The sequence below is a fragment of the Streptomyces flavusporus genome (assembly GCF_046267975.1).
Taxonomy (GTDB): domain Bacteria; phylum Actinomycetota; class Actinomycetes; order Streptomycetales; family Streptomycetaceae; genus Streptomyces; species Streptomyces flavusporus.
On the sequence record NZ_CP176503.1, the window covers coordinates 223306 to 246101 of the forward strand.

The 22796-nt window shown below is 68.1% G+C and carries 21 protein-coding genes and 3 pseudogenes; 15 read left to right on the forward strand and 9 right to left on the reverse strand.

Annotated elements, in window-relative coordinates; all coding sequences use genetic code 11:
- Nucleotides 1-211 precede the first annotated feature (211 nt).
- The 5 genes and pseudogenes from ACKTSN_RS01245 to ACKTSN_RS01265 all read left to right on the forward strand — a co-directional run bounded on the left by ACKTSN_RS01245 (nucleotide 212) and on the right by ACKTSN_RS01265 (nucleotide 3849).
- Nucleotides 212-643, forward strand: coding sequence for a DUF2267 domain-containing protein (locus ACKTSN_RS01245; protein ID WP_409467358.1), 432 nt, complete (start codon nucleotides 212-214; stop codon nucleotides 641-643).
- Nucleotides 644-924: 281 nt separating this feature from the next.
- The gene (locus tag ACKTSN_RS01250) at nucleotides 925-1134 is read left to right on the forward strand and encodes a hypothetical protein (RefSeq protein ID WP_409467359.1); all 210 of its coding nucleotides are present in this window, start codon (nucleotides 925-927) and stop codon (nucleotides 1132-1134) included.
- 103 nt (nucleotides 1135-1237) lie between these two features.
- Nucleotides 1238-2116, forward strand: a complete 879-nt coding sequence (locus ACKTSN_RS01255; RefSeq protein WP_409467360.1) for a universal stress protein — start codon at nucleotides 1238-1240, stop codon at nucleotides 2114-2116.
- A 153-nt stretch (nucleotides 2117-2269) separates the two neighbouring features.
- Nucleotides 2270-3178, forward strand: a pseudogene (locus ACKTSN_RS01260) (RNA-guided endonuclease TnpB family protein); the annotation flags it as partial.
- A 125-nt stretch (nucleotides 3179-3303) separates the two neighbouring features.
- Nucleotides 3304-3849, forward strand: coding sequence for a hypothetical protein (locus ACKTSN_RS01265; RefSeq protein WP_409467249.1), 546 nt, complete (start codon nucleotides 3304-3306; stop codon nucleotides 3847-3849).
- On the opposite strand, the gene ACKTSN_RS01270 is transcribed toward ACKTSN_RS01265, so the two are convergent.
- Both ACKTSN_RS01270 and ACKTSN_RS01275 read right to left on the reverse strand, forming a co-directional pair.
- Entirely contained in the window at nucleotides 3797-4645 is an 849-nt protein-coding gene (locus tag ACKTSN_RS01270; protein WP_409467250.1) for an IS5 family transposase, read from the reverse strand. The two genes, ACKTSN_RS01265 and ACKTSN_RS01270, sit on opposite strands and share 53 nt — an antisense overlap.
- A gap of 215 nt (nucleotides 4646-4860) precedes the next feature.
- Complete coding sequence (locus ACKTSN_RS01275; RefSeq protein ID WP_409467361.1) at nucleotides 4861-5091, reverse strand: ATP-binding protein; 231 nt, start codon at nucleotides 5089-5091, stop codon at nucleotides 4861-4863.
- Nucleotides 5092-5338: 247 nt separating this feature from the next.
- Between ACKTSN_RS01275 and ACKTSN_RS01280 the strand changes: the two genes are divergently transcribed.
- The gene (locus ACKTSN_RS01280; protein WP_409467362.1) at nucleotides 5339-7744 is read left to right on the forward strand and encodes a SpoIIE family protein phosphatase; all 2406 of its coding nucleotides are present in this window, start codon (nucleotides 5339-5341) and stop codon (nucleotides 7742-7744) included.
- A gap of 321 nt (nucleotides 7745-8065) precedes the next feature.
- Here the strand turns inward: ACKTSN_RS01280 and ACKTSN_RS01285 are convergent, their stop codons facing one another.
- Nucleotides 8066-8848 carry a 2-phosphosulfolactate phosphatase gene (locus tag ACKTSN_RS01285; RefSeq protein ID WP_409467363.1) on the reverse strand — a complete coding sequence of 261 codons (783 nt, stop codon included), beginning with the start codon at nucleotides 8846-8848 and terminating at the stop codon, nucleotides 8066-8068.
- 26 nt (nucleotides 8849-8874) lie between these two features.
- Nucleotides 8875-9276, reverse strand: a complete 402-nt coding sequence (locus ACKTSN_RS01290; protein ID WP_409467364.1) for a hypothetical protein — start codon at nucleotides 9274-9276, stop codon at nucleotides 8875-8877.
- 167 nt (nucleotides 9277-9443) lie between these two features.
- Between ACKTSN_RS01290 and abc-f the strand changes: the two genes are divergently transcribed.
- The 8 genes and pseudogenes from abc-f (at nucleotide 9444) to ACKTSN_RS01330 (ending at nucleotide 17583) form a co-directional block, all read left to right on the forward strand.
- Complete coding sequence (abc-f, locus tag ACKTSN_RS01295; protein ID WP_409467365.1) at nucleotides 9444-11105, forward strand: ribosomal protection-like ABC-F family protein; 1662 nt, start codon at nucleotides 9444-9446, stop codon at nucleotides 11103-11105.
- A gap of 235 nt (nucleotides 11106-11340) precedes the next feature.
- On the forward strand, nucleotides 11341-11865 hold the full coding sequence (locus ACKTSN_RS01300; RefSeq protein WP_409467366.1) for a hypothetical protein: 525 nt from the start codon (nucleotides 11341-11343) through the stop codon (nucleotides 11863-11865).
- A 162-nt stretch (nucleotides 11866-12027) separates the two neighbouring features.
- Entirely contained in the window at nucleotides 12028-13290 is a 1263-nt protein-coding gene (locus tag ACKTSN_RS01305; RefSeq protein ID WP_409467247.1) for an IS701 family transposase, read from the forward strand.
- Nucleotides 13291-13513: 223 nt separating this feature from the next.
- Nucleotides 13514-14077, forward strand: a complete 564-nt coding sequence (locus ACKTSN_RS01310; protein WP_409474700.1) for a GNAT family N-acetyltransferase — start codon at nucleotides 13514-13516, stop codon at nucleotides 14075-14077.
- 144 nt (nucleotides 14078-14221) lie between these two features.
- Nucleotides 14222-15649, forward strand: coding sequence for an IS1182 family transposase (locus ACKTSN_RS01315; protein WP_431197160.1), 1428 nt, complete (start codon nucleotides 14222-14224; stop codon nucleotides 15647-15649).
- A 588-nt stretch (nucleotides 15650-16237) separates the two neighbouring features.
- Complete coding sequence (locus ACKTSN_RS01320) at nucleotides 16238-16375, forward strand: hypothetical protein (protein WP_409467367.1); 138 nt, start codon at nucleotides 16238-16240, stop codon at nucleotides 16373-16375.
- 481 nt (nucleotides 16376-16856) lie between these two features.
- Nucleotides 16857-17155 (forward strand): annotated as a pseudogene (locus ACKTSN_RS01325) (hypothetical protein).
- Nucleotides 17152-17583 (forward strand): PPOX class F420-dependent oxidoreductase, encoded by a 432-nt coding sequence (locus tag ACKTSN_RS01330; RefSeq protein WP_409467368.1) that lies wholly within the window; start codon nucleotides 17152-17154, stop codon nucleotides 17581-17583. Before ACKTSN_RS01325 ends, ACKTSN_RS01330 begins: the two are co-directional and overlap by 4 nt.
- Before the next feature lie 419 nt (nucleotides 17584-18002).
- On the opposite strand, the pseudogene ACKTSN_RS01335 reads toward ACKTSN_RS01330, so the two are convergent.
- The 3 genes and pseudogenes from ACKTSN_RS01335 to ACKTSN_RS01345 all read right to left on the reverse strand — a co-directional run.
- Nucleotides 18003-18258, reverse strand: a pseudogene (locus tag ACKTSN_RS01335) (transcriptional regulator); the annotation flags it as partial.
- On the reverse strand, nucleotides 18227-19255 hold the full coding sequence (locus ACKTSN_RS01340) for an alpha/beta fold hydrolase (protein ID WP_409474702.1): 1029 nt from the start codon (nucleotides 19253-19255) through the stop codon (nucleotides 18227-18229). The gene ACKTSN_RS01340 and the pseudogene ACKTSN_RS01335, both read right to left, overlap by 32 nt.
- Nucleotides 19256-19679: 424 nt before the next feature.
- Nucleotides 19680-19853, reverse strand: coding sequence for a hypothetical protein (locus ACKTSN_RS01345; RefSeq protein WP_409467369.1), 174 nt, complete (start codon nucleotides 19851-19853; stop codon nucleotides 19680-19682).
- 112 nt (nucleotides 19854-19965) lie between these two features.
- On the opposite strand from ACKTSN_RS01345, the gene ACKTSN_RS01350 reads away from it, so the two are divergent.
- On the forward strand, nucleotides 19966-21795 hold the full coding sequence (locus ACKTSN_RS01350; protein ID WP_409467370.1) for a heparinase II/III domain-containing protein: 1830 nt from the start codon (nucleotides 19966-19968) through the stop codon (nucleotides 21793-21795).
- On the opposite strand, the gene ACKTSN_RS01355 is transcribed toward ACKTSN_RS01350, so the two are convergent.
- On the reverse strand, nucleotides 21775-21957 hold the full coding sequence (locus tag ACKTSN_RS01355; RefSeq protein ID WP_409467371.1) for a hypothetical protein: 183 nt from the start codon (nucleotides 21955-21957) through the stop codon (nucleotides 21775-21777). The genes ACKTSN_RS01350 and ACKTSN_RS01355 overlap by 21 nt on opposite strands.
- Nucleotides 21954-22586 (reverse strand): ISAs1 family transposase, encoded by a 633-nt coding sequence (locus tag ACKTSN_RS01360; RefSeq protein ID WP_409467372.1) that lies wholly within the window; start codon nucleotides 22584-22586, stop codon nucleotides 21954-21956. The genes ACKTSN_RS01355 and ACKTSN_RS01360 overlap by 4 nt, the downstream gene beginning before the upstream one ends.
- Nucleotides 22587-22796 lie beyond the last annotated feature (210 nt).

The window sequence follows — 22796 nt, forward strand, 5'->3', positions numbered from 1 at the left end:
ACGTCCGCCCTAGCATGGAACCTAGGGCAGGAAAGAGAAGCCACCGCGTGCACCTCGTGATGCGCATGCGGTACGTCACCGGGCAGGTGCCACCCGCGCCCTCGCCACTTCTGATCGAGCCGACCGTTCCCAGTGCCGAACATCGCCCACCCGGAGGCGCGGCAATCCCAGAAGGGCATGGGCGCCACGGAAGACCGGAAGGGCAAGACCGATGCCTCCCACACATCCACCCGACTTCGAGCACGCCATCCACACCGCCAACATCTGGCTGAAAGCGGTGTCCGAAGCCCTGGGCACCGAGGACCGCCACCTCGCCCACCGGGTGCTGCGCACCTGGCTGCACACGCTCCGCGACCGGGTCACCATCGACGTGGCCGCCCACTTCGCCGCGCAACTCCCCGACCTGCTGCGGGGCGCCTACTACGACGGCTGGGACCCCAGCACCGTACCGATCAAGTACGACCGCGAAGGCTACGTGAACCGCTTCGTCCAGGAGGCCAAGGTCACTGCCGAAGAAGTGCCCCGGATCGTTCCCGCGGTCACCGCCGTCGTACGCGAACACGTCTCGCCCGGGCAACTGGAGGCGGCACTGGAGCAACTTCCGCACGACATCCGCGCACTCCTCCTCCAATCGCCTGCCTGACCGAACTCTACGCACGAGCCAGGTACCAGCATGGCGACGCCCCGGCAAGGCGGGAACCAGAACCTGACGGTCACTCAGAGTGGCAACTTCCTTGCGCCGCTCAGTCATCAGGCGCAGCTCGTTGACCGGCACAAAGTCAACGACGAGCACTCCGGCACGGGAGCGTCCGGTTGAAGAACCAACGTGTTGCACATCACCGGCGTGACGACAGATGCCCTACAGCCTGATCGCCCCGCCGAGTAACGGCCCGGGCCCGTCATCACCTCGTCAGGGAGCACGACATGACGCAGAACCGTTCCCCTCAACCCGATGCCGCGCCCGGGCCGGAGGCCCGACTGAGCCGGCTGGAAGAACAGGTCGCGACCCTGGCCGAGGCCGTCCGGGCACTCGCCCGTGGCTTGGAGAACATCCCGTCGGAGGACGTTCCGCCCGAGGAAGCGGCACACGGCGCACGACTCGCCCACGAACTCCTGCTCGCCCAGGGCCTGTAGACGCACCGTCGCGCCGGAGAAGACAGAGTCGGCCGCGGTGACCGGCGCCTGCACCGGCCGGTACCGGGGTCGACATGCCGATAAGAAACCACCGGAGTCGGCGATGACGCATGCACAAGGACGTAAACCCATCGTGGCCGGCGTCGACCCCGATCCCGGCAAACGCACGGCGCTCGCCTGGGCCGCCGACGAGGCGAACCGGCGCCGCCTGCCCCTGCTGCTGGTCCTCGCGCAGAACGTGCCGACCCCCGGGTACCGCCCGACGGGCGGGCGGCCGTCCTGGGAGGAGTGGAACGAGGCGCTGCACGTGACGGGGGATCGGGTGCTGAAGGAGGCGGTCGCCTTCGTCGAGTCCCGGCATCCGCAGGTGCGGGTGACCGGGCTGCTGGCGGAGGGGCATCCGGCGTGGGTGCTGCGCGAGCAGGCGCAAAACGCCACAGAGGTCGTGCTCGGTTCCTGGCAGCTGAGCGCTGTCCGGGAGCTCTTCACCTCCGCCGCCGTCGCCCTCCCGCTCATCGCCCACGCGCCCTGCCCCGTGGTCGTCGTACCGGAGCCGGAACACAGCGCCCAGCCGCAGCCGTACTTCGTGGTAGGGGTCGACGGCAGCCCTCAATCCGCGGCCGCCGTCGACTTCGCCTTCGAGGAGGCCGCCCTGCGCGGCGCGGCCCTGCGGGCCCTGTACGTGTGGCACCCTCCACGGCTCGGGGTCCTCGATGAGGACGCGGCCGTCCAGGAGTGCCACAGGCTCCTGTCGGAGACGGTTACGGTGCGTACCCCGGCCCATCCGGAGGTGGAACTGCACCACGAGGTCGTGAGAGGCCACCCGGTACAGGTCCTCACCAAGGTGTCCGAAGACGCCCTCGGCCTGGTCGTGGGCACACGCGGGCACGGCGGCTTCACCGGCATGCTGCTGGGCTCCGTCAGTCAGGGCGTACTGCACCACGCACACTGCCCGGTCATCACCGTCCCGCACGACCAGTAGACCGCGGTCAGTGGCGTCGGCGCGCCGGTCGCACTCCGCGTCGGCCTGCCGCGCCACGGCGCGCGCCTGGCCAGGCAACTGCTGGCCTGCTGCCGAGAGCTCACCACGACCGTCCGGGAGCTGGAAGCCGAGATCACCGCCCTCATCAACCGGCTTGCCCCGGCTCTCTTGGAGATTCCCGGCTGCGGAGTTCTCACCGCGGCAAAGATCCTCGGGGAGACCGCCGGGATCACACGCTTCAAGTCCAAGAGCGCCTACGCACGGCACAACGGAACCGCGCCCCTGCCCGTGTGGTCCGGCAACCGAGAACGTCACCGCCTCAGCCGCATGGGAAACCGTCAGCTCAACGTCGATCTGGACGGTGGCCGGTCGGATCAGGGACGTGGCGTTCGCCGCCGCCCCCGAGCAGCTGGCCACCCTGGCCCTGTACCGCCGGGCGAGTCCGATCTCGTCCGCCGGGACGGCAGGTGGTTCCTGCTGGCCACCTGCGAGGTACCCGAGCAGCCCCGGAACGCCGATCCGGCGGACTTCCTGGGCCTCGACCTGGGCATCGTGAACATCGCCACCACCAGTGACGGCGGGATCATGGCCGGACGCGAGCTCAACCGCGCACGGGTGCGGGAACGCACGCTGCACACCAAGCTGCAGAAGAAGAACACCCCGTCCGCCAGGCGCCGTCTGAAGAGGCGCAGGCGCAAGGAGGCGCGGGACATCAACCACAAGATCGCCAAGCATGTGGTGGCCGAGGCAGAACGCACCGGTCGCGGGATCGCCCTGGAAGATCTGACCGGCATCCGCGAGCGGGTACGGCTTCGCAAGCCCCAACGGGCCACCCACTCCAGCTGGTCCTTCCACCAGCTGGGCGCGTTCATCGCGTACAAGGCCCGCCGGGCGGGGGTGCCGGTGGTGTGCGTCGATCCGGCGTACACCTCCCGCACCTGCGCCGAGTGCGGCCACTGGGAGTTGTGGCGACGCGGGGCCCAGTCAACGGCCCCCGCCCCACCATCGGAGCGCACGCGCCGGGGCGGGGGGTGGACGCAAACGCAGCATCACCGCCAGTGATGTCCGTTGTGCAAGCCCGGTGCCTTAGAAGCCGTATCTCAACCGAACGCGATCCCTTGATTTCTGCTGGTCAGGCATGGTTTCGCTCGGGGTGAGGGAGGCATGCGGCGTCTTGTGTCCGCTTCATGACCGAGGGGTGCGCGGTGGCGTCGGTGCTGGGAATGCTGGAGGAGCGGGAGGCGGCTGCCCGCGTGCGGGTGGAGGGTCTGCGGGAGGAAGCCGCGCGGTTGGCTGAGGTGTTGGAGGCCGCGGAGATCGAGCTGGACCGGCGAGTGATCGCGCGGGAGGAGTTGGTCGAGGCCCTGGCCGCGTCCGCGGCCGAGGCGACTGCCGTGACCGAGGCGGAGCAGGAAACGGCGTGCTCACCGGTGCCGGTGCCGGGCTCGACGGTGCCGCCCTGGCGGGACGGGCTGACGGTGTCGGTGCTGGCACCGGACTACCAGCGGATTCTGGGCGTGCTGGAGGAGCGGCGGTCAGCGGGCAGGGGGCCGGCGAAGGCCAAGGAGATCGCGGTGGGGCTGGGCCTGGGGACGACGCCGGCGAAGGTCGAGGGGGTGCGCTCGAAGGCCAGGCGCTTGGCAGAGCGGGGGTGGCTCCTGCAGGAGACGTCGGGGATGTTCAGCGCCGGCCGGCGGCCCGTGGACGTGCCAGACGCCGGCCCATCCGCGTAACCATCGACCACCGGATCATCGCCTCGCTGGAAGCGGGCAGAGTCTCGTAATCACGGGCCAGACGGCGGGAGTTCATCAACCACGCGAACGTGCGCTCTGCCACCCAGCGTCTGGGGAGCACCACGAACCCTGTCATGTCGTCGGTGCGCTTGACGATCTCCAAGGTCAGGGCGAGTTTGTCCCGGCACCAGCCAACGAGGCCGCCGGTGTAGCCGCCGTCGGCCCAGACGAGGGTGATGTCGCGGTGCAGACGGCGCAGCCGCTGCAGCAGGCCCGCCGCGGCGTCCCGGTCGCCGATGTTCGCGGCGGTGACCGCGACGACCAGGAGCAGGCCGAGGCAGTCGGTCACGATGTGCCGCTTTCGCCCGGGCACCTTCTTCCCGCCGTCGTAGCCGCGTGAGGAGGCCGGCACCGTCGCGGCGGCCCGCACCGACTGCGCGTCGATGATCCCCGCCGTGGGCTCGGCCTCACGGCCCTCGCGCTCACGGACCGTCCCACGCAGCCGGTCATGGAACTCGGCGATCAGCCCGTGCTCGCGCCAGCGGCGGAAGAAGGCGTAAACCCGGCCCCATGCGGGGAAGTCCGCGGGCATCGCCCGCCACGAGATCCCGCCCGCGACCAAATAGCGGATCGCGTCCAGCATCTGGCGGTGGCAATAGCCCTCGGGCTGCCCGCCTCTGCCCTGCAGCCAGGCCGGCACCGGCAGCAAAGGCCGGACCTCCGCCCACTCCGCGTCCGTCATGTCCGACGGATACCGGCGCACCCGATCGGGATGATCGGCCGCGTTGCCGTACACGTGCGCGAGGCAATCACACGATGGTGCAGCCGAGTTGAACTGGACGGGCTCGGACGCGTACAACAACGACACCAGGGCCTCCCGGCATTGCTCGGTTAGATTCGCATCCCCGAGCTACCGAGAGGCCCTGTCTTCATGCGCGTACAACGGGAAGATCACCCCGGCGGGAAACCTGTTCGACCCGCACGTTCCATGATCGGTTGAGATACGGCTTCTCAGCGCAGGCAGTTGACATACCGCTGGTTGATCACCTGGAACAGGGCCGAGGCGCCGTCGCCGGGCAGCGGGAGGTAGCCGAGTTCATCGATCACCAGCAGGCGGGGGCCCGCGAAGAACCGCATGACGCTTGCCCAGCGGCCTTCGATGGCGGCCTTGTGGCACTTCGCCGCCAGTTCGGCCGCGGTGATGAAGTAGACGCGGTGGCCGGCAGACGGCAGAGCGGGCAACTCATACGCGAGCCGTCGGCTTGGCGTCTTCGTCCAAGTCGTCCGGCATCCACACCGAACCGGATGACGTAAGGGGTACGGGCAGCGCGGCTGGCCTGGGGAACCTGCTGGGAGACGGCCGGACGGCTGACGGGCAGGGTGTGGGCCAGTTCGTGCCGCCTGCGGACGCACGACCCGATCCGATCGTTTGCGCAGCGTGAGCATCAGGCGGACTCTGGACCTGATGAATCGGGCCGGTGAGGGCGTCATGAGCTACCCAGGGAAGGCGAGCGGGGACACCGACTTCCGTGGCCCGCTGGACGTGACGAAGGCTGCCACATTTGTGGTTGACTGCCAGGACATCGTCATCGGCTGGAGTCCTGCCGCGCAGGAGCTCCTCGGTTATCGCCCGACGGAGATCATCGGACGGCCCGTCGGCGCATTCCTGACGTCCACGGCAGCATCCGATCCCCCATCGGCCGAGCCGCTCGCCGCGAGCCCCGCCGACGCGCCGGCCCTGTCTTTCCCGAAGCGCGACCTGCAGATCGCCGTCCACCGTGACGGTCACCGTCTGCAACTCGTCACCGCGGTTTGTCACCTTGCCGGAACCGGGGCGGCACAGCGCGTCGTCGTGGCGGCCGGCCGTGAGCAGTTCGTGGAATGGGAGTCCCGGCTGGCCATGCTGGACGGTCTGGCCACCCAGTCGCCTCTGGGCTTCGCCATCTATGACACCGAGCGCCGTCTCGTCTGGTGCAACGCCGCTTCCGAGAAGGAGCTCGGGCGGCCGCTCGCGGAACTCCGGAGCGGGCTGGCCGACGAGCTGTACCCCAGGGGCAGAGTCGTGACACCGGGCTATCCGCAATCGCTGGATGCGGTCATGCGCCAGGTGCTGGAGACCGGGGAGCCGATCCTCGATCTGCACTTTCTCGGAGAGCAGCCCAGCGACCCCGGGAGGGTCCACCTGTGGTCCTGTTCCTATTACCGGCTGCAGGACTCGGACGGCCAAGTGCTCGGGGTGTGCGAGGACGCGTTCGACATCTCCGATCGCTACGAGGCGCAGCGGCAACTGAATCTGCTGGTCGAGGCCGGCCGCCGGGTCGGCACCACGCTGGACGTGATCGCCACGACCGACGAGTTGGCCGCGGTGGCGGTGCCCGAGTTCGCCGACGCCGTCGAGGTCGACCTCGCTCCGGCGGTGCTGGAAGGCGAGGTGCCGGGCGTTACGGGCCCGACGGGGGTCGAGCTGATCCGCGCCTCCTCCCGCTCTGGCCCGACGCACTCCGCCGGGGCGCTGAACCGTCACCCGCATCCGGTGGAGTACGCGAACGGCTCGCCGCAGCACCGCAGCCTTGCCTCGGGCGGGCTGGTGCTCGAGGACGACACCCTGGTCGTGCCGTTGCGCGCCGGTGGCACGGCCCTGGGTCTCGTCACCTTCATCCGCCACAGCGGGTCGGGAATCTTCGACCGTGCTGCCGTCGCGGTGGCGGACGAGCTGGCCGCCCGGGCCGCGGTGTCCATCGACAACGCCCGCCGCTACACGCGCGAACGCGCCGCAGCCCTGGCTCTCCAGCGGCAGCTCCTGCCGCAGTATCTGCCACCGAACTCGGCGGTCGAAGTGGCTCATCGCTATCTGCCCACGGACGATCTCAGCGGCGTCGGCGGCGACTGGTTCGACGTCATCCCGCTGTCCGGAACGCGTGTGGGGCTCGTGGTGGGGGACGTGGTGGGCCATGGTCTTCACGCGGCGGCCACCATGGGACGGCTGCGTACGACGGTGCGGGCGCTCGCGCCCATGGACGTGCCCCCCGACGAACTCCTCAAACGGCTCGACGATCTGGTGGGACAGTCGGCGGGGGCCGGTGCGGACCCCCTCGGAGCAGCCGTCGACGACGACGTCGCCACCGGGGCCACCTGCCTCTACGCGACCTACGACCCCGTGTCACGGCGCTGCACGATGGCCCGCGCGGGCCACTTGCCGCCCGCGGTCGTGGAGCCGGGCGGACGTGTCAGCTTCCCGGATCTGCCGGCCGGCCCGCCCCTGGGGCTCGGCGGGCTGCCCTTCGAGTTCCTCGAGGTCGAACTCCCGGCGGGCAGCCTGCTGGCCCTCTTCACGGACGGCCTGGTCGAGTCGCGTGAGCGGGACATCGGCAAGGGGCTGGACACACTGGCGAGGGTCCTCGGCGAGGACTCGAGTTCCCTGGAGGATCTCTGCGACCGTGTCATCGCCGAGCTCCTTCCCGGCAGTACGACCACTGACGACACGGCTTTGCTGCTGGTTCGTACCCGCGAGCTCGACAGCCGCAGGGTCGCCGCCTGGAGCCTGCCGGCCGACCCGATCGCAGCCGGCCAGGCGCGAGAGATGGTCGCCGGCCGACTGAGCGACTGGGGACTGGACGAACTCGTGTTCACCACCGAGCTGATCGTCAGCGAGCTGGTCACAAATGCCGTGAAGCATGCGGAGGGCCCGCTCCACCTGCGGCTCATCCGCGACAGCACCCTCGTCTGCGAGGTGGCGGACACGGGGCACACGGCCCCGCATCTGCGTCACAGCGCGGACGACGACGAGGGAGGGCGCGGGCTGTTCATCGTGGCCCAGCTGGTCCTGCGGTGGGGGACGCGCTACAGCCGCGACGGCAAGTCCATCTGGACGGAGCAGACCCTGCCCTCGGCCTGACCACGTCGTGCCGGGGCCCGCGCCCACGAAGAGTCCTGCTCAGCGTTTCCGTGCGCGGGCGGGAGCAAATCGAATTTCTGCCGAGCCCGGTGACGAGCAGCGGCAGGTCGATGTTTGTCCCTGTCGAGGCGGAGCGTTCCGTACAGGTTGACGTTCGACCAGAACAGCGCGGTCAGTCCGCGCCGGTCCTCATCCGAGAGCTTCCTCACCCAGGTCGGTTCGCCGAGGGCCTGCTGAAGTCGAGCACGATCCTCACAACCAACGTCGGCATCGCCAAAACGCCCTTGTTCCGGAGAACTCGTGCAAGGTGCTGCCGAAACTTCACAGGTTCGGCGGCGACCCTGTGCCGTCGGCGCCGTGGTTGAAGGCTCCGTCGGTGAGGACGGGCACGATCGCGCTGGCGTCGAGCTCCGTGGCGATGGCCACGTCGTCGGCGAAGCCGCTCCGGGCCAGTTCAATGCCCGAGGAACAGGCGGCCACGGCACTCATGACATCGGCGGTCTGCATGAAGCAAGCCCGCGCTGCAGCCGCCTCGTAGGACAGCGGGCCAACTCCTCGTGACTCCAGTTCGGCGATGATCGCCCCGGCACCCAGCAAGTCCTCCAGCGCAGGTCGCAGGTTTCCGTCCGGCCACCGCTCACCAGCAGCGATCACCACGACGGGACGTTCCGCAGTTCCGTAGCCGTGCCGGGCCAGCCATCGTCCGACAGCGGTGGCGTTACGCAGACAACCCGCCACCACCGTCGAATCGCCTGCCGCCGCGGCGATGGCGGATCCGTTGGGTGAAGGCAGCACGAGTCGAGGGATGAACGGGGCTTGCCGGAGGGCTGCCGGAGACAGCGACCACGGTGACGTCGAGGTGGCGGCTCGCCGCCCCATGGCCAGCGCCGCCGTCTTGTTCTGGGCAAACGCTGCCGCCGTCTCGTCGCGCCAGGCATAGGGAAAGACCTGGATCCCTGCTTCGACGGCGACGGTCACCGACGTCGTGAACGACAGCACGTCGACCACCACCAGGCAGGCGACGTCCTGCGCCATCTGCTGGGCACCGGTGGGGCCCCACTCGAATCGGACGCCGTTCTCTTGTTGCAGGAACCAGTCGCTCATGGTGGTCGAGTCTGGCACCGATTGGATCAACGGGGAGGGCTGTCCGGTGTTCGCGGGCCGGGCAGGCGCCCGTGGTCGACGTGGTTGGCGAGGTAGATCAGGGTGGCCTGCGGGTCCATGCCGAAGGCTGCGGCGACGAGCTCGGGGTCCATGGGGTTCACCAGGTTGAGGAGGTGGGTGCTGCGGATCGTCCGGGGCGGGTATGCGCAGCCGTCAAGAACGTGGGAGAGCCGGGCAGTTGGGGCCGGGCTTCGCCCAGCCTTCGTTCCTTTGGTGACCATCACGTGCGGGTTGGCCGCCGGCCATGCCTCGCGGTGGGCCAGGCAGCGTTGCAGCACGGTCCAGGAGGCCGGGTCCAGCGGGAAGGAATGGGGTCGCTTGCCGAGCCGGACCGTCTGGGCCGCCGGATCGATGTCGGTGATCTGCAACAGACGGACCTCTGTGCCGGAGGCTCCGTGCAGCGGGGTTGACGAGACGGAACGTATCGTCTAGTTTCTGGTTCGTCGGAGAGCAGCTGGTGCTCCTTCTGCTTGCCGCACGATCCTGTTCGCCTAGCAAAGGACTGCTCTTGCATCCTGCTCCTGCCGGCACCACCGTGACTGCTCCTCCTCTCACCACGTCTCAGCTTGCTCTTGCCGAAGTGACCAAGCGCTATGGCGACCGCATTGTGCTGGACCGCGTGTCTCTCACTGCCCGGCCGGGCGAGAAGGTCGGGATCGTCGGGGACAACGGCTCTGGGAAGTCCACGCTTCTGCGGCTGCTCGCAGGGCAGGAGCCGGTCGACAACGGCAGCCTGACCGTCACAGCACCAGGCGGCATCGGCCACCTTCGCCAGACTCTCGATCTGCCCGATTCGGCGCGCGTGGGCGATGCCGTGGACCACATGCTCGGCGAACTGCGCGCCCTGGAACGCCGTATCCGGACCACGGAGACGGCGCTGGGCACGGCCGGCCCCGCCGAGTTCGAGCACTACGCCGCCCTGGTGGCCGAGTTCGAGGCACGGGGTGGACACGAAGCGGATCGCCGTGTCGAGGTGAGCCTGCGCCGACTTGGCGAGCACGCGCCACTGGATCGCACACGTCCGCTGAGCACCCTCTCCGGAGGGCAGCGCTCCCGGCTCGCGCTCGCCGCGACCCTGGCCTCCGCCCCCGAACTGCTGCTGCTCGACGAGCCGACCAACAATCTGGACGACGAGGCCGTGGCCTGGCTCGAAGGCCATCTGCGCCGCCATCGAGGCACAGTGATCGTGGCCACGCACGATCGGGCGTTCCTGAATCGCGTCACCTCCACCGTGCTGGAAGTGGACCACGATCAGCACACGGTACGGCGCTACGGAAACGGATACGCCGGCTTCCTCGCCGCCAAGGCGGCGGCTCGGGCCCGTTGGGCGTGGGATCACGAGCAATGGCGCAATGAGGTCGCCCGACAGGAACGCCTCGCCGACTCCAGTATCGGATTGCTGGCCGAGATCCCCCGCAAGGGGCCGTGGGCCTTCAGCGGCGCCGGCGCTTTCCGAGCGCGCTCGCGGGCCCACGGCGCACAAAGCCGCATCCGTAACGCACGCGAGCGGTTGCAACGGCTCACGGAGCACCCCGTGGCGCCGCCTCCGCAACCGCTGCGGTTCACAGGCCGCGTCGAAGGCACGTCAACCGTCGAGGAAACATCAACGGCAACGCACCTGGAAGGCGTCCTGGTCAAAGGGCGGTTGTACGTCCCGTCCCTGAAACTCGCCTCTGGCGACCGACTACTCGTCACCGGCCCCAACGGTGTCGGCAAAAGCACCCTTCTCCAACTGCTGGCAGGGGAATTGACGCCTGACGCCGGTATCGTTCGCCGACCGCGGCGGGTCGGATTCCTACGTCAGCAGAGCGCGCTCGATACCGCCTTCGATGACCGAACGCTGCTCGCGGCATTCGCTGCCGACAGGGCGGGGCAGCCCGACGAGCACGCCGACGAACTGCTTGCGCTCGGCCTGTTCCACGCCGTCGACCTCGCTGTCCCCGTACGGGCGCTGTCCGTGGGGCAGCGCCGCAAGCTCGAACTGGCCCGGCTCGTGACGGCCGGCCCACTCGATCTGCTGCTGCTCGACGAACCGACGAACCATCTGGCCCCCGCCTTGGTGGAGGAGATCGAGGCAGCCCTGACCCGCTACACCGGCACGCTGGTCGTGGTGACGCACGACCGGCTCCTGCGCGAACGCTTCCACGGGCCCCGCCTGGAACTACCCATGGCCGCCGAGAAGGCGCGCCAGAACTGACGACCTTGAGCCGCCCAGCCGTCCGCGCCGAATGGCCACTCAAGGGCGGGACGTACGCGACCTGCCGGGGGTTCTCCGACACGAGAGATCCTGGCGACGAGCGGCTTCATCCCGGCTGACGGTTCTTTCCCGGCTCGCCGCCTCCCGGTCCGTCCTTGATCCGCCGGACACGCCCCACCCCGGTGTGACTGATTCCCAATGATGTTCGTCAACGGGTGGGCGTAAGGTTCCGCGCATGCAATCGCTGATCGCTGCCCTCCGCGAGCACGACGAAGCTGCCCGTTTCCTCGCTTGGCCGGGCGATTTCGACCTGGACCGAGGCGACCATGTCGAGGATGTCCACCTCGCCTCGGGCGCCGTGCTGGAGGGATTCGCCGGCGACGGCGCCGGGGGCACCTTCTTCTTCTGCGGCGAAGGTGGCGAGGAACGTCCTGTCTTGTACGCGGACTCCGAAGGAGGTGCGGCGCTGGTTGCGATCGGCCTGCCCGAACTCCTACGGCTCCTGCTGGTCACCCCATGGTGGCGCGACTGCCACACGTTCACCACAGAGGAAAGTCGTCAGCTCGCGGCCGAGTACTTGGAGGACATGCCAGACCTCGTGGCCCGACGGGACCGTGCCGCCGCGGCCCTTGGCCTTGTCCTTCCCACTGAAGGGGACGTCTTGGCCCGCTTGCGGGAGATTGCGCTCGGGGTCGGAAAGGACTTCGTCCTCATCTTCACGCCTGAGGGCGAGCCTTACGATCCTCTCTTCAAGGACTGAGACGCATCATCAGCCGGCAGCGAGACCGTGCTGAGGTGGCTGAGCCGCGAAGGTCCGTTGATCACGGATGAGCGCCCACAGGACGTCGAGGCGGCGGCTAGTAGGGCTTTGTTAGGTACCCCGATTGATCATCGTCAGGTAGATTGTGATGTTCTGTCAGGTGTGACACCTGAGGAGATGGAGACGGTCCGCCCGCGCCTGGAGGCGTTCGCGGCGGAGATGCTCGGTTCGCTGGCGCGTCGGGACCAGCGGGCCAAGGGCGAGCTGTATCTGCGCGGGCTGATGCTGGACGGCAAGCGCAAGTCCATGCAGCCGATGGCCGAGCGCCTGGGCGTGGACCACCAGCAGCTGCAGCAGTTCGTCTCATCGTCCACCTGGGACTACTCCAAGGTCCGTGAGCGGCTGGCCCGTTGGGCTGCCGCGCACATTTCTCCCGAGGCGTACGCGATCGATGATGTCGGCTTCCCCAAGGACGGCTACGACTCACCGGGGGTGGCGCGGATGTACTGCGGCGCCCTGGGTAAGCGCGGCAACTGCCAGGTCGGCGTCAGTGTGAACCTGGTCAGTGACCGTGCGTCATCGGCTGTCGACTGGCGCCTGTTCCTGCCCGAGAGCTGGGACGACACCAAGTACGGCGAGGACGCGCTGATGGCCGAGGCGATCCGGCGCCGCCGCGCCAAGGCGGGAATCCCGGACACCGAGCGGCACCGGGAGAAGTGGCGCCTGGCGCTGGACATGCTCGACGAGGTGCGCGACAACTGGGAGTTGCCCGACCTTCCGGTCGCCGCCGACGCCGGATACGGCGACGCCACCGGCTTTCGCGAGGGCCTGACCGAGCGCGGCCTGACCTACGCGGTCGCGGTCAAAGCCACCACGACCGCGCACCCCGGCAATGCCACACCCCAACGCCCGCCGTACTCCGGGCAGGGCCGCCCTCCCGTGTCCGCCTACCCCCAACCGCACACCACCCTGCGCGCCCTGGCCCTGGCCGTCGGCCGAGCGGCCACCCGCACCGTCACCTGGCGCCAGGGCAGCAAGGCCACCAGACGCAACCCGAACGCCGAGATGCGCTCGCAGTTCCTGGCCCTGCGGGTCCGACCGGCCAACCGCACCATCCGCCGCGCCGCCGACGGCTCCCTGCCCGACTGCTGGCTGCTCGTCGAGTGGCCACCCGACTCCGCCGAGCCAACCGACTACTGGCTCTCGACGCTTCCCGCCGACACCCCACTGCGCGAACTGGTACGAATCGCCAAGATCCGATGGCGAGTTGAGCACGACTACCGCGAGCTCAAGGACGGTCTGGGCCTGGACCACTTCGAGGGCCGCAACTACCTCGGCTGGCACCGCCACGTCACCCTCGCGTCCCTCGCCCAGGCCTTCTGCACCATGCTCAGGCTCGACCCAAAAGCCCCTGCGCCGGCCTGACCCTCTACGCGGTCCTCCGCGAACTCCAGGCCCTCCTGGCCACCTGGACCGGCGCCTGCTCGATATGCGGCCAACCCGCACCAGCACCCGAACCCCACCACAGGACCTAACAAAGCCCTACTAGGAGCATGGGTCAGTAACGGGTTGGCTGCAGCCGAGGCTGGAGCGAGGGGTCTCGGCTGGGCCTTGGGGCTGGCCTAGGCTGCTGGCCATGAATCCGGCCATGACCAGCGGTGTGACCACTGCGCCCGCCATCCTTGACGCCATGGAGCTGACTTCCGATCCGGAGCTGGAGGTCCGGTTCGCGGAGTCGGCCCACCAGATCCTGGCAGACCTGGTCAGTGGAGGTGCCGCGCTGGGCTGGGTCGAACCACCCTCGCGGGATGAGGTGGCGGAACTTCTCGGCGACGTCGTCTCTGCGGTGCAGGCCGGGGATGCGGCCCTGCGTGCCGCTTACCTCGACCGTCGGCTTGTCGGGTTGGGGTACTGGCTCCGCTACGCCCGACCGACCCATCGGCCACACGCCGATCTGGAGAAGATCGCGGTAGATGCTGCTGCCCATGGTCGTGGCGTCGGTCGGGCGCTGACCGCTGCCTTGATCGCTGACGCCCGGGAGGCGGGTATCGAGGTCCTCACCCTGGACGCCCGTGGCGACAACACCAATGCCCTGCACCTCTACCGGTCGCTGGGCTTCACCGAATACGGCCGTCTCCCCGACTTCGTCGCCGTCGGCGAACACCGCTACGACAAGGTCTTCTACATGCTGGACTTCCGCCAGCAAGGCTGACCACTGCCACGCACGAAGGCCCGGCAGCGACCCGCCGGCGCTTCGCGATCTTTCATGCGAGATGATCACGATATGCGTGGTGGGGATGGACTGTTCGAGGTCGAGCCGGTCGGGAAGAAGCGGTCTGGAGGCCGTCCGGCGGCGGTGGACAAGACGTTTCGGGCCTTCGCCCCGCACCAGGTCCTGCTGCTGCCTCCGTCGCTGGACGACTGGCTGCCCGAGGGCCACCTCGCCCGGTTCGTCGCCGACCTGGTCGACGAGGTGCTCGACCTCTCGCCGGTGCTGGCGGACTACACCGACAAGCGCGGCTACCCGCCCTACGATCCCCGGCTGATGCTGCGGCTGCTGATCTACGGCTACACCACCGGCGTCCGCTCCTCGCGGGCGATCGAGCGCAAGTGCACCGACGACGTCGCGTTCCGGTTCCTGGCCGCCGACCAGGCCCCGGACTTCCGCTCGATCTCACGGTTCCGCCGCCGCCACCTGGACGCGCTCGCCGACCTGTTCACCCAGTCGCTGCACCTCGCGCAGAAGCTCCGCATGGTCAAGATGGGCCGCGTCGCCCTGGACGGCACGAAACTTCAGGCCAACGCCTCCAAGCACAAGGCGATGAGCTACGGCCGCCTGGTCGACAAGGAGGAGCGGATCGAGGCCGAGACAGCAGCCCTGGAGACCCAGGCCCAAGCGCTGCTGGCCGACGCGCAGGCCACCGACGAAGCCGAGGACCAGATGTTCGGCACCGACGGCAAGGACACCGACCTGCCCGCCGAGCTGGACCGCCGGGAGAAGCGCCTGGCCAAACTGCAGGCCGCTCGCGCGCAGATCGAGGCCGAGGCCGCCGCCAAGGCACGCCGCCACGCCCAGGACAAGGAACGCCGCCGCCAGGAGCGTGGCGGCATCAGCGACGAGCAGGCCGTCACCGACGCCGGGGACAAGGCCGCCGCGAAGGCGCGTCCCAAGCCCAAGGCACAGGCCAACTTCACCGACCCCGAATCGCGGATCATGAAGAACAGCGACGGCGCCTACATCCAGGCATACAACGCCCAAGCCGTCGTGGACGAGAAGCACCAGGTCATCACCGCCGCCGACGTGACGACCAACCCCTCGGACGCGCTGAACTACACCACCATGCTCGACCAGTCCGCGGCGAACACCGGCCGCCACCCCAAGCAGGCGCTGGTCGACGCCGGCTACTGCTCCGAGGCCAATCTCAACGCCGCGATGGACCGTCAACTCGTCTGCGGCACCGACACGTTCATGGCCACCGGACGCCTGGCACACGACGAGCAGGTCCCGCCCGCACCGCGCGGACGGATACCAGCGAACGCCACGCTGAAGGAGCGGATGGCCCGCAAGCTGCGGACCAAGCCCGGCAAGGCCGCCTACAGCCGCCGCAAGGCCATCGTCGAACCCGTCTTCGGCCAGATCATGACCTGCCACAACGGCCGCCAGCTCCTCCTACGCGGCGAAGACGGCGCCCGCGGCGAGTGGCGCCTGCTGGCCGCCTGCCACAACCTCCGCAAGATCTTCCGACACGCCGGAACCGCCGGACTCGCCACCGTGGTCGGCTGATCAGCCGGCCCCCGGCCCCGTCACGGCCCTACCAGGCCGCCCACCTGACGGGCAGAACCTCATCCCGGCCTCACAGGCGCCAACCGGACGACCGCGACTGATCTCACCGCTCACGGCCACCCAACCAGTTACCTGTTACTGACCCACGCTCCTAGCCAGGGCGAGGACCGCCTGCTTGTGGCTCTTTCCCTCAACTCTTTTGGGGTCACAGAAGGCTTTGGACGCGGGGCAGAAACGGGTGGCGAGCTGGGCGGAGGGTCACGTCCCATCATGTGGTGTAGCCGCGATCACGGCGAAGATGCAGGTCGCGCACACCATCAGTCGGCCCGAAACTCATGGTCACCTGACTCGCCATCAGGCAGGGTGTGGTCGCGATGACGGGCGCGGAGGCTCATGGGGCTGGCCTTGGTGAGATCGCCGCTACACCACTCGGCGGGACACCATCCTGCCGCTTCTCCGGATCCTTCAGCGCCGGTCCTCTCCCCGCCATCAGGGCCTCCCGCAGGGAACCGAAGTGCAATCATCAAGCGTCACCTGGGCACACGAGGGTGTGCGCCAGGCGCAGCCCGCAACAGAGTGGGAGCGTCGGTGCTGGTACTCGCCAACGGCGCGGCGTTCGTGATGCCGATCGTGGCCTTGCTGGTGGCCGTCGTCGGCGGAGCCGTGCTTGTCTCGCTGACCGGTCTGGCCATGTGGATGCATTCGTTGTGGCGGCGCCATCGCTGATCTACGTGCCGATTTGCCTGCCAGCTGCGCAGCACCTCGTCGGCCGGATCCGGCTCGTACCGGTCGAACCACTGCCGCACGTACTGCTGCCACTGCGGCGGCCGCTCGCGCATGGGCCGCAGCAGGCACGTCCTCTCCGGCCACCGCAGCACGACCACCCGCGCCCCGTAACGGCGCCGGAAGCGCTCCCGCCGCGCGCTCCGGCGCCGTGGAAATCACCCAGCAGCGGCGCACCTGGTGCCCGCCCAACAGCAGCCGCTCCAGCACCGCGTCCCGCGCCTCGCACACGAACGGCAGGTGCGCGGTCATGTGGTGGCGCGGAGGCGCAAGGCTCAGCGCCGCATTCAGCGCGTCCCGATCCGGGACCAGATCCTCGGGGTCGGCATGCTGCCGCACGGACGTGTTCTTGGGCGCCGGGACCACGTATCTCGACGAGGAGCACGCCCTGTCGTCGCTGTACGACGTGGCCCTGCCGGTCCTGATGTGGAGCATTCTGCACGGTTTCCTACAGGGCGCCGCCCTGCTCGGCACGGCGGGCGTGGACGCCGCGACGTTCACTCCCTTCGCAACCCAGGGGATCGGGACCGCGACCGGCTGGCTGTCCGGCTATCCGCAGCAGATCGGCGACGCGTCGACGAGAGCAAGTTCCATGGGGTGAGCATCGAAATGCCGAGGCTCATCAAGACTCTGACCGACCGGGCGATGGCCGACGGGCACGGCAGCAACGGCTACGCTGCGATGATCGAGCAATTCCGCAAGCCCTCAGGGGGACGACCGTGACCCACTCGCCCTTCGACCCACGCGCACTGCTCGCGGAGAGCCGGCTCGGCGTCCTCGCCACGATCAAGTCGGACGGCCGTCCCCAGCTCTCCCCCGTCATGCCCTTCTACAACCGGGACGCCGACATCCTCTACGTCTCGATGACCGAGGGGCGCGCCAAGACGGCGAATCTGCGCCGCGACCCACGAGCCGCACTGGAGGTCACCAGTCCGGACGGCTGGGCATGGGCCACCGCCGAAGGCACGGCAGAACTTATCGGACCGGGAACCGATCCCCACGGTCCCGAGGTCGATGCGCTGGTGGACTACTACCGCTCCGCCGCCGGGGAGCACCCGGACTGGGACGAGTACCGGTCGGTGATGGTGTCCGACCGCAGGGTTCTGATGACGATGCCGGTTGATCACGTGTATGGCGCGAAGATCCGCTGAAAGCCCTGCGAGGCAGCCGCGTGTCCAGATCCGCGCCGACGACGATGAGCCAGCCGTCGCCGACGCGGACGCGATTTCGCAGGGTGAGCGAGCTCGGAACAGCGCGGTCAACCGGGCCTTGAGACGAGGGGCCGGATAAACCGGTCGTAGCTACGGACGCTCTGCAGGCCATCGAATTTCCAGGACGAACTCGCCGCCGCCTCGCATTGGGGTGCGATGCCCCTCACGGTGGACATTGATCGCCCGTCCCTCGCCCCGGCGGCGCAGGGGCAGCAGTCGGCTCGTTCTCCAGCACCTGCCCCGCCACGGCGGTCACTCCGTCGGCGGTGGCCACGTCCACGCTGATCACATGGGCAGGGAGCAGCTCATGAGCCGCTCATCACCTTCGGCGCCGGGGCCGTTGAAATCCTGCAGCATGCTTATGCGGCGAAGCCGATGTTGGTGACGTACTCGTACTGACCCCATTCGGAGCCGAGGTCGACAACCGCGTCGCTGACCCGGGCCTCATCGAGGGCCTCGAAGTCGTCCGTGGCCCAGGCACTGATGACGCGGTCCCAGTGACGGACGTTGAGCGTGCGGTACGCGACCGCGCTGGCGGGGACGGTCCACCTGCGACTGGTTGAGCGGGTGGAAGCCGGAGCTGTCAGGGAGCGTCCCTGCGCTGGACCGGGATACGGGTGATCCTCGGCCTCCCAGAGGTCTGACCTTCGTGCCCGGCCGCGGGGACCGCCACGCTCGGGGGCGTAGGCGCCCCCGTATCAGGGCTGCCTGAGCGCAGCAGCTCCCGCCATTCCTCCGCGCTTCGGGTGACCGGCTCCGTCGTGGCGATGAAGTCCTCCAGCACGGCCAGGAACCGCTGCGGATCGGTGTGGAACGGGAAGTGGCCCGCGCCCTCGAAGACCTCCAGGCGGCTGCTGGGCATCGCCGCGTGCGCCGCCCCCGCGTGCCGGGCAGGCACCACCTGGTCGCGCGAGCCCCAGACCAGCAGGGTTGGCATACCGGCAGTCAGATAGCAGCGGTCGAGCATGGTCACCACCTGGCCGCGCCAGTCGACCACTGCGCGCAGCGTGCGGATGAACGCATCACGCGAGGCGGCGTCGGGCAGCGCGTCCACCAGCCGCAGCAGATCCGGGGCGTCCTGGCCGAGCCCGGTATCGAGCAGTTTCAGCAGCCGGATCGCCATGACGGTTTGCGTCCGCACCGTCGGAAGCCGCAGCCAGGACAGGGCCAGATGTGCTCCGGGCAGCGAGGCCGCGCGCAACGCCGGGGTGACGCCGCGGCCCACCCCGCCGGTACTCACCAGCGCCAGCCGCTCGGTGCGCTCGGGGAACTGGTAGGCGAACTGCATGGCCACCCCGCCGCCCAGGGAGTGCCCGACGAGTGTCACCTTGTCGATGCCCAGCACCGCCAGCAGGTCCCGCATCCCGTTGGCATAGGCGGGCACCGAATAGTCGCCGCGGGGCTTGTCGGAGGACCCGTGGCCCAGCAGGTCGGGAGCGATCACCGTGTAGTGGCGAGCCAGCGCGGGAATCAGATCGGCCCAGGTGTCGGACGAGTCACCGATGCCATGGATCAGCAGCACGGCCGGGCCCTCGCCGGCCATGCGGAACGCCCAGCGGTGGCCGTGCACGACCCGGTACTGGCGGGGGATGGACTGATGGATCACGCGCAGTTGCGCGTACTCACCAGGCTGCGGGGGGATGCTCGCCACAGCGACTCCTCTCCAGGGCGCACACGCCTTCGGCGACTCTTCGGTTAACGCGCCCGTAACCTCCTGCGCGCTGAAGGAATCTAAATCGACAAGTCGATTTTTGCTGGAGTGGGCTACATCACACCCCCCCTCGGCCAGATCCTCCGGGAGACATCGGAGTACCGTCGCGACCTGCACTTCTGGGCGCGACTGCATCTCATCACAAGACGACTGATGTGGCATACGGCACAGAAGCAACACGCGCCGCTCAGGCGTCGGTGCCCTTCGGGCTCACGGAGCCGCTGCCCTACCGTGACAGGTGACGCGCCCGAGGGAATCCCCTTCGCGCCTCCGCCATGCGATCAAGGCCAATTGGCCACGGTCGCGGGGAATCCACACTTTTCGATCACTGCCTCTCATCGACCAGGTCGGGCGCGAGGTCACCCCGCACCCGCCGGACGCGCGGACGGTGTCGGTAGCGGCCGAACTCGAGCCGCTCCTGGTCCACGTCGATCTCCACCACGACCTCCGGCTTGACCGGTAGGTAGCGGACCGGGTCTGCGCCGGGCAACCCGCCCACAGGTCAAACTCATTGTTTGGCCGCCTCTCAAGTTTGGGAGAGGTGACGCCGATGTAGCCGTTGAAAGACTGGCCGGCATCCCTGGTGAACGGGAGGACTTTTGGGCTTGCACATGCATCTGCGCATGCTCGGCATCGCGATCTTGGCAGCACTTGCATTTACTACAACAATATTCATCGATGAACGTAACATTATTGCGCGCGCGAGAGGGGAGTGGCCTGCAGGGACATGTCGATTTTCCGCTGGGGTATCCAGTCGCAATCCACCTCCAGCCGTCATGGCTGGTGAAGTGAATATTTATGGATATCCTCGGATCATCGCCCCGCGGGGTGACGTGAATTGGCGCTACGACCCGACAAATCACCCTTCCGCGCGATTGAACCTATTCTCACTGAAATGGTTCGAGAGATTGGTCACTGAAGGAATGAAGCCCAACGGCGGGAAGCTGCTGGAGCGCGCCAGTCTCATCGCCAAGGATTTCGTGACAGACAACCTGGGAGAGGCTGGTCCGGTCCACCCGGATGTCTGGAAGTACCACGCAACCGGATTGCGCACCAGCGCCTTGCTTTGCCTGCGCGCGGCGATCGGTGGCCAGCCCTGGCTCGACCAGGCGCTGCGTGTCCATGCCGCACGCCTCGCCGAAGACTATGCGGGCCACTGGAACCAGGGAACTGTGCAGAATATCGCCCTCCTGGTCACGGGGTGCCAGCTCGAGCTCGCCGACGCACGGAACCTCGCAGTGAAGAGACTGACCTCGGCAATCGACGTGCAGGTTGATGAACAGGGCGTCAGCAATGAGCAAGCAGTCGAGTACCACGGCTATTTGTTGGGGTTGTGGCGAACTGCCTATATCGCCATGCAGGAGTGTGCAATCGTCCCATCCCGAGTAATCGCTGAACGCATCCGTCTCATGCCGACCTTCCTGGAGAACGCTACGCAACCGAATGGACTGATCGTGCCGCTCGGCGACAGTCATTCTGTTCCACCGCCGAATGCCAGAACTCCGGTCACGCGCTATCTCACCTCAGGCGGCCGGGAAGGGAAGCCTGGGCGAGGTAAGTCCGCGACTTATGCCCGGGGCTTCGTTTTCGCGCGGACGGGCTGGGGTACCTCTGGCCGTCTGCTGAAGGATGAGCACTTCATGTCCCTGCGGTTCGGTCCAGCACGTATCATCCACGGCCACAACGACCACATGTCACTCACCTACTACGGAAATGGCCGTGACTTGATCGTTGACAGTGGACATGATGGGTATCGAGCCGATGCCTACCGGGACTACCTTCGATCCCCCGCCGCCCACAACATTGTCGAAATTGTCGGTGTCAGGCATCGGTGGAACGCTCCAACACGGCTCACGCGGAAGACGTCGGATCCGCGACATCAGTTTTACGAAACCACCGACAGGGCATACGGCGGAATCTCCCGCACTCGCGGTGTACTCCTGGTCGAAGATCCAGGATTCTTGGTCGTGTATGACCGTGGTCACGACCAGCAGGCACGTACCTGGAGAGCAATGTGGCACCTGGCCCCCGACTTCACACCCAGGCAGACCTCGCGCTCCCACGTCAGTGCGCTTAGTTCCGACGGTACAAGTCAGCTGCTCATCAGCCAGGTGCCTCTTCCCGGCCAGTCCGTGCCATCCGGCAGTACTCGTGTCGTACGTGGCGCCAAAGACCCGTACCAGGGCTGGGTCTCCCCCATCGAAGGCCAACGGCTGCCGACGAGCACAGTCATGATGCAACGCCGCGGGAAGGAACTTCGAATGCTCACCTTGATCGTTCCAGCAGCCGCCCATCAATCCATCTCCTCGTCGTCGACCAAGGATTCCGATGGTTGGTACCGGGTGACCGTGCGCATCGGATTTTACGAACACACAATCCGGGTCAGCCCCGATGGCTATATGACCAGGGCTGATGCGCTTTCATGTTGCAAGAAGAAGTAGTTCGAGCGCGTGGGTGGGCCATGACCGGTGGTGGTCGGTGGCTGCGGCGAGGTTCGCCCAGCCGGCTTGGCGCATGAGGCCGATGGCGAGGTTGCGCAGGGTCGCCATGGCGCGGGGTGCGGTGCCGGTGCGGACGCGGGAGGCATCCTCGGCGAACGTCACGTCCTCAGATGGTGCAGGGCCTCGATGGACCAGTGCCCGCGGATGAGCACGGCGAGCTGAGCGGGAGTGGCCTGCCCGGGACTGAGGCTGGTGACCGCGTAGATCGTCTTCGTGCTGGTGCGGCCGGTGCGGCGGTTGGTCCGGCGGCGCTTGACCTCGATGGCCTGCAGGGCGTGGGGGAAGAGCAGGCCGGGGCGGACGGTGCAGAACTTAAGACGGCGGATCTCGCGGCGGCCGTGACCGGTGTCGATCGTGCGGTCCCGCCACGGGATGTCGCGCCATGGCAGCTTCTTCATCTGCGTGCGCAGGTTCTTCTGATTCCCTTTCACAATCAGGATGTAGTGGCCGTCCTTGGCGATGATCTGCTCGGCATGGTCGCGCTGGGTGTGCATGGTGTCGGCGGTGACCACGACGCCGCGCAGGTCGAGTCGGCCCAGGGTCGTGACGGCCGGTGTGCAGGCCGCGAGTCCGAGGCGTCCGCGCGGGTCCGGGCTGCTGCCGGCGGCGAAGCGCGTGATGCGGGCCAGCGAGGTCGCACCGCTGAGCACGGCAACCAGGCACAAGGTGAGCAGAACGCCGAGGCGGTAGCGGCGGCCCCGGACACGGCGCGGGTCCGGAATCCGGCCCAACACTTCAGCCGGAGTGCGCAGTTCGGGCAGCTCTGCAGGCGGGCACGGCAGGATGACGTCCTCGCAGTGGGCACGAGGACGTCGATCGGGGAAGACGGCACGCGAACGCGACCCCTGTTCATGATCTTGACTTCGACAACCTTGATCACCAGGAGTCGCGTTCGCTGTTTCCAGTCGGGCGAACCACTCGCAAACGACTACACCGGGCCT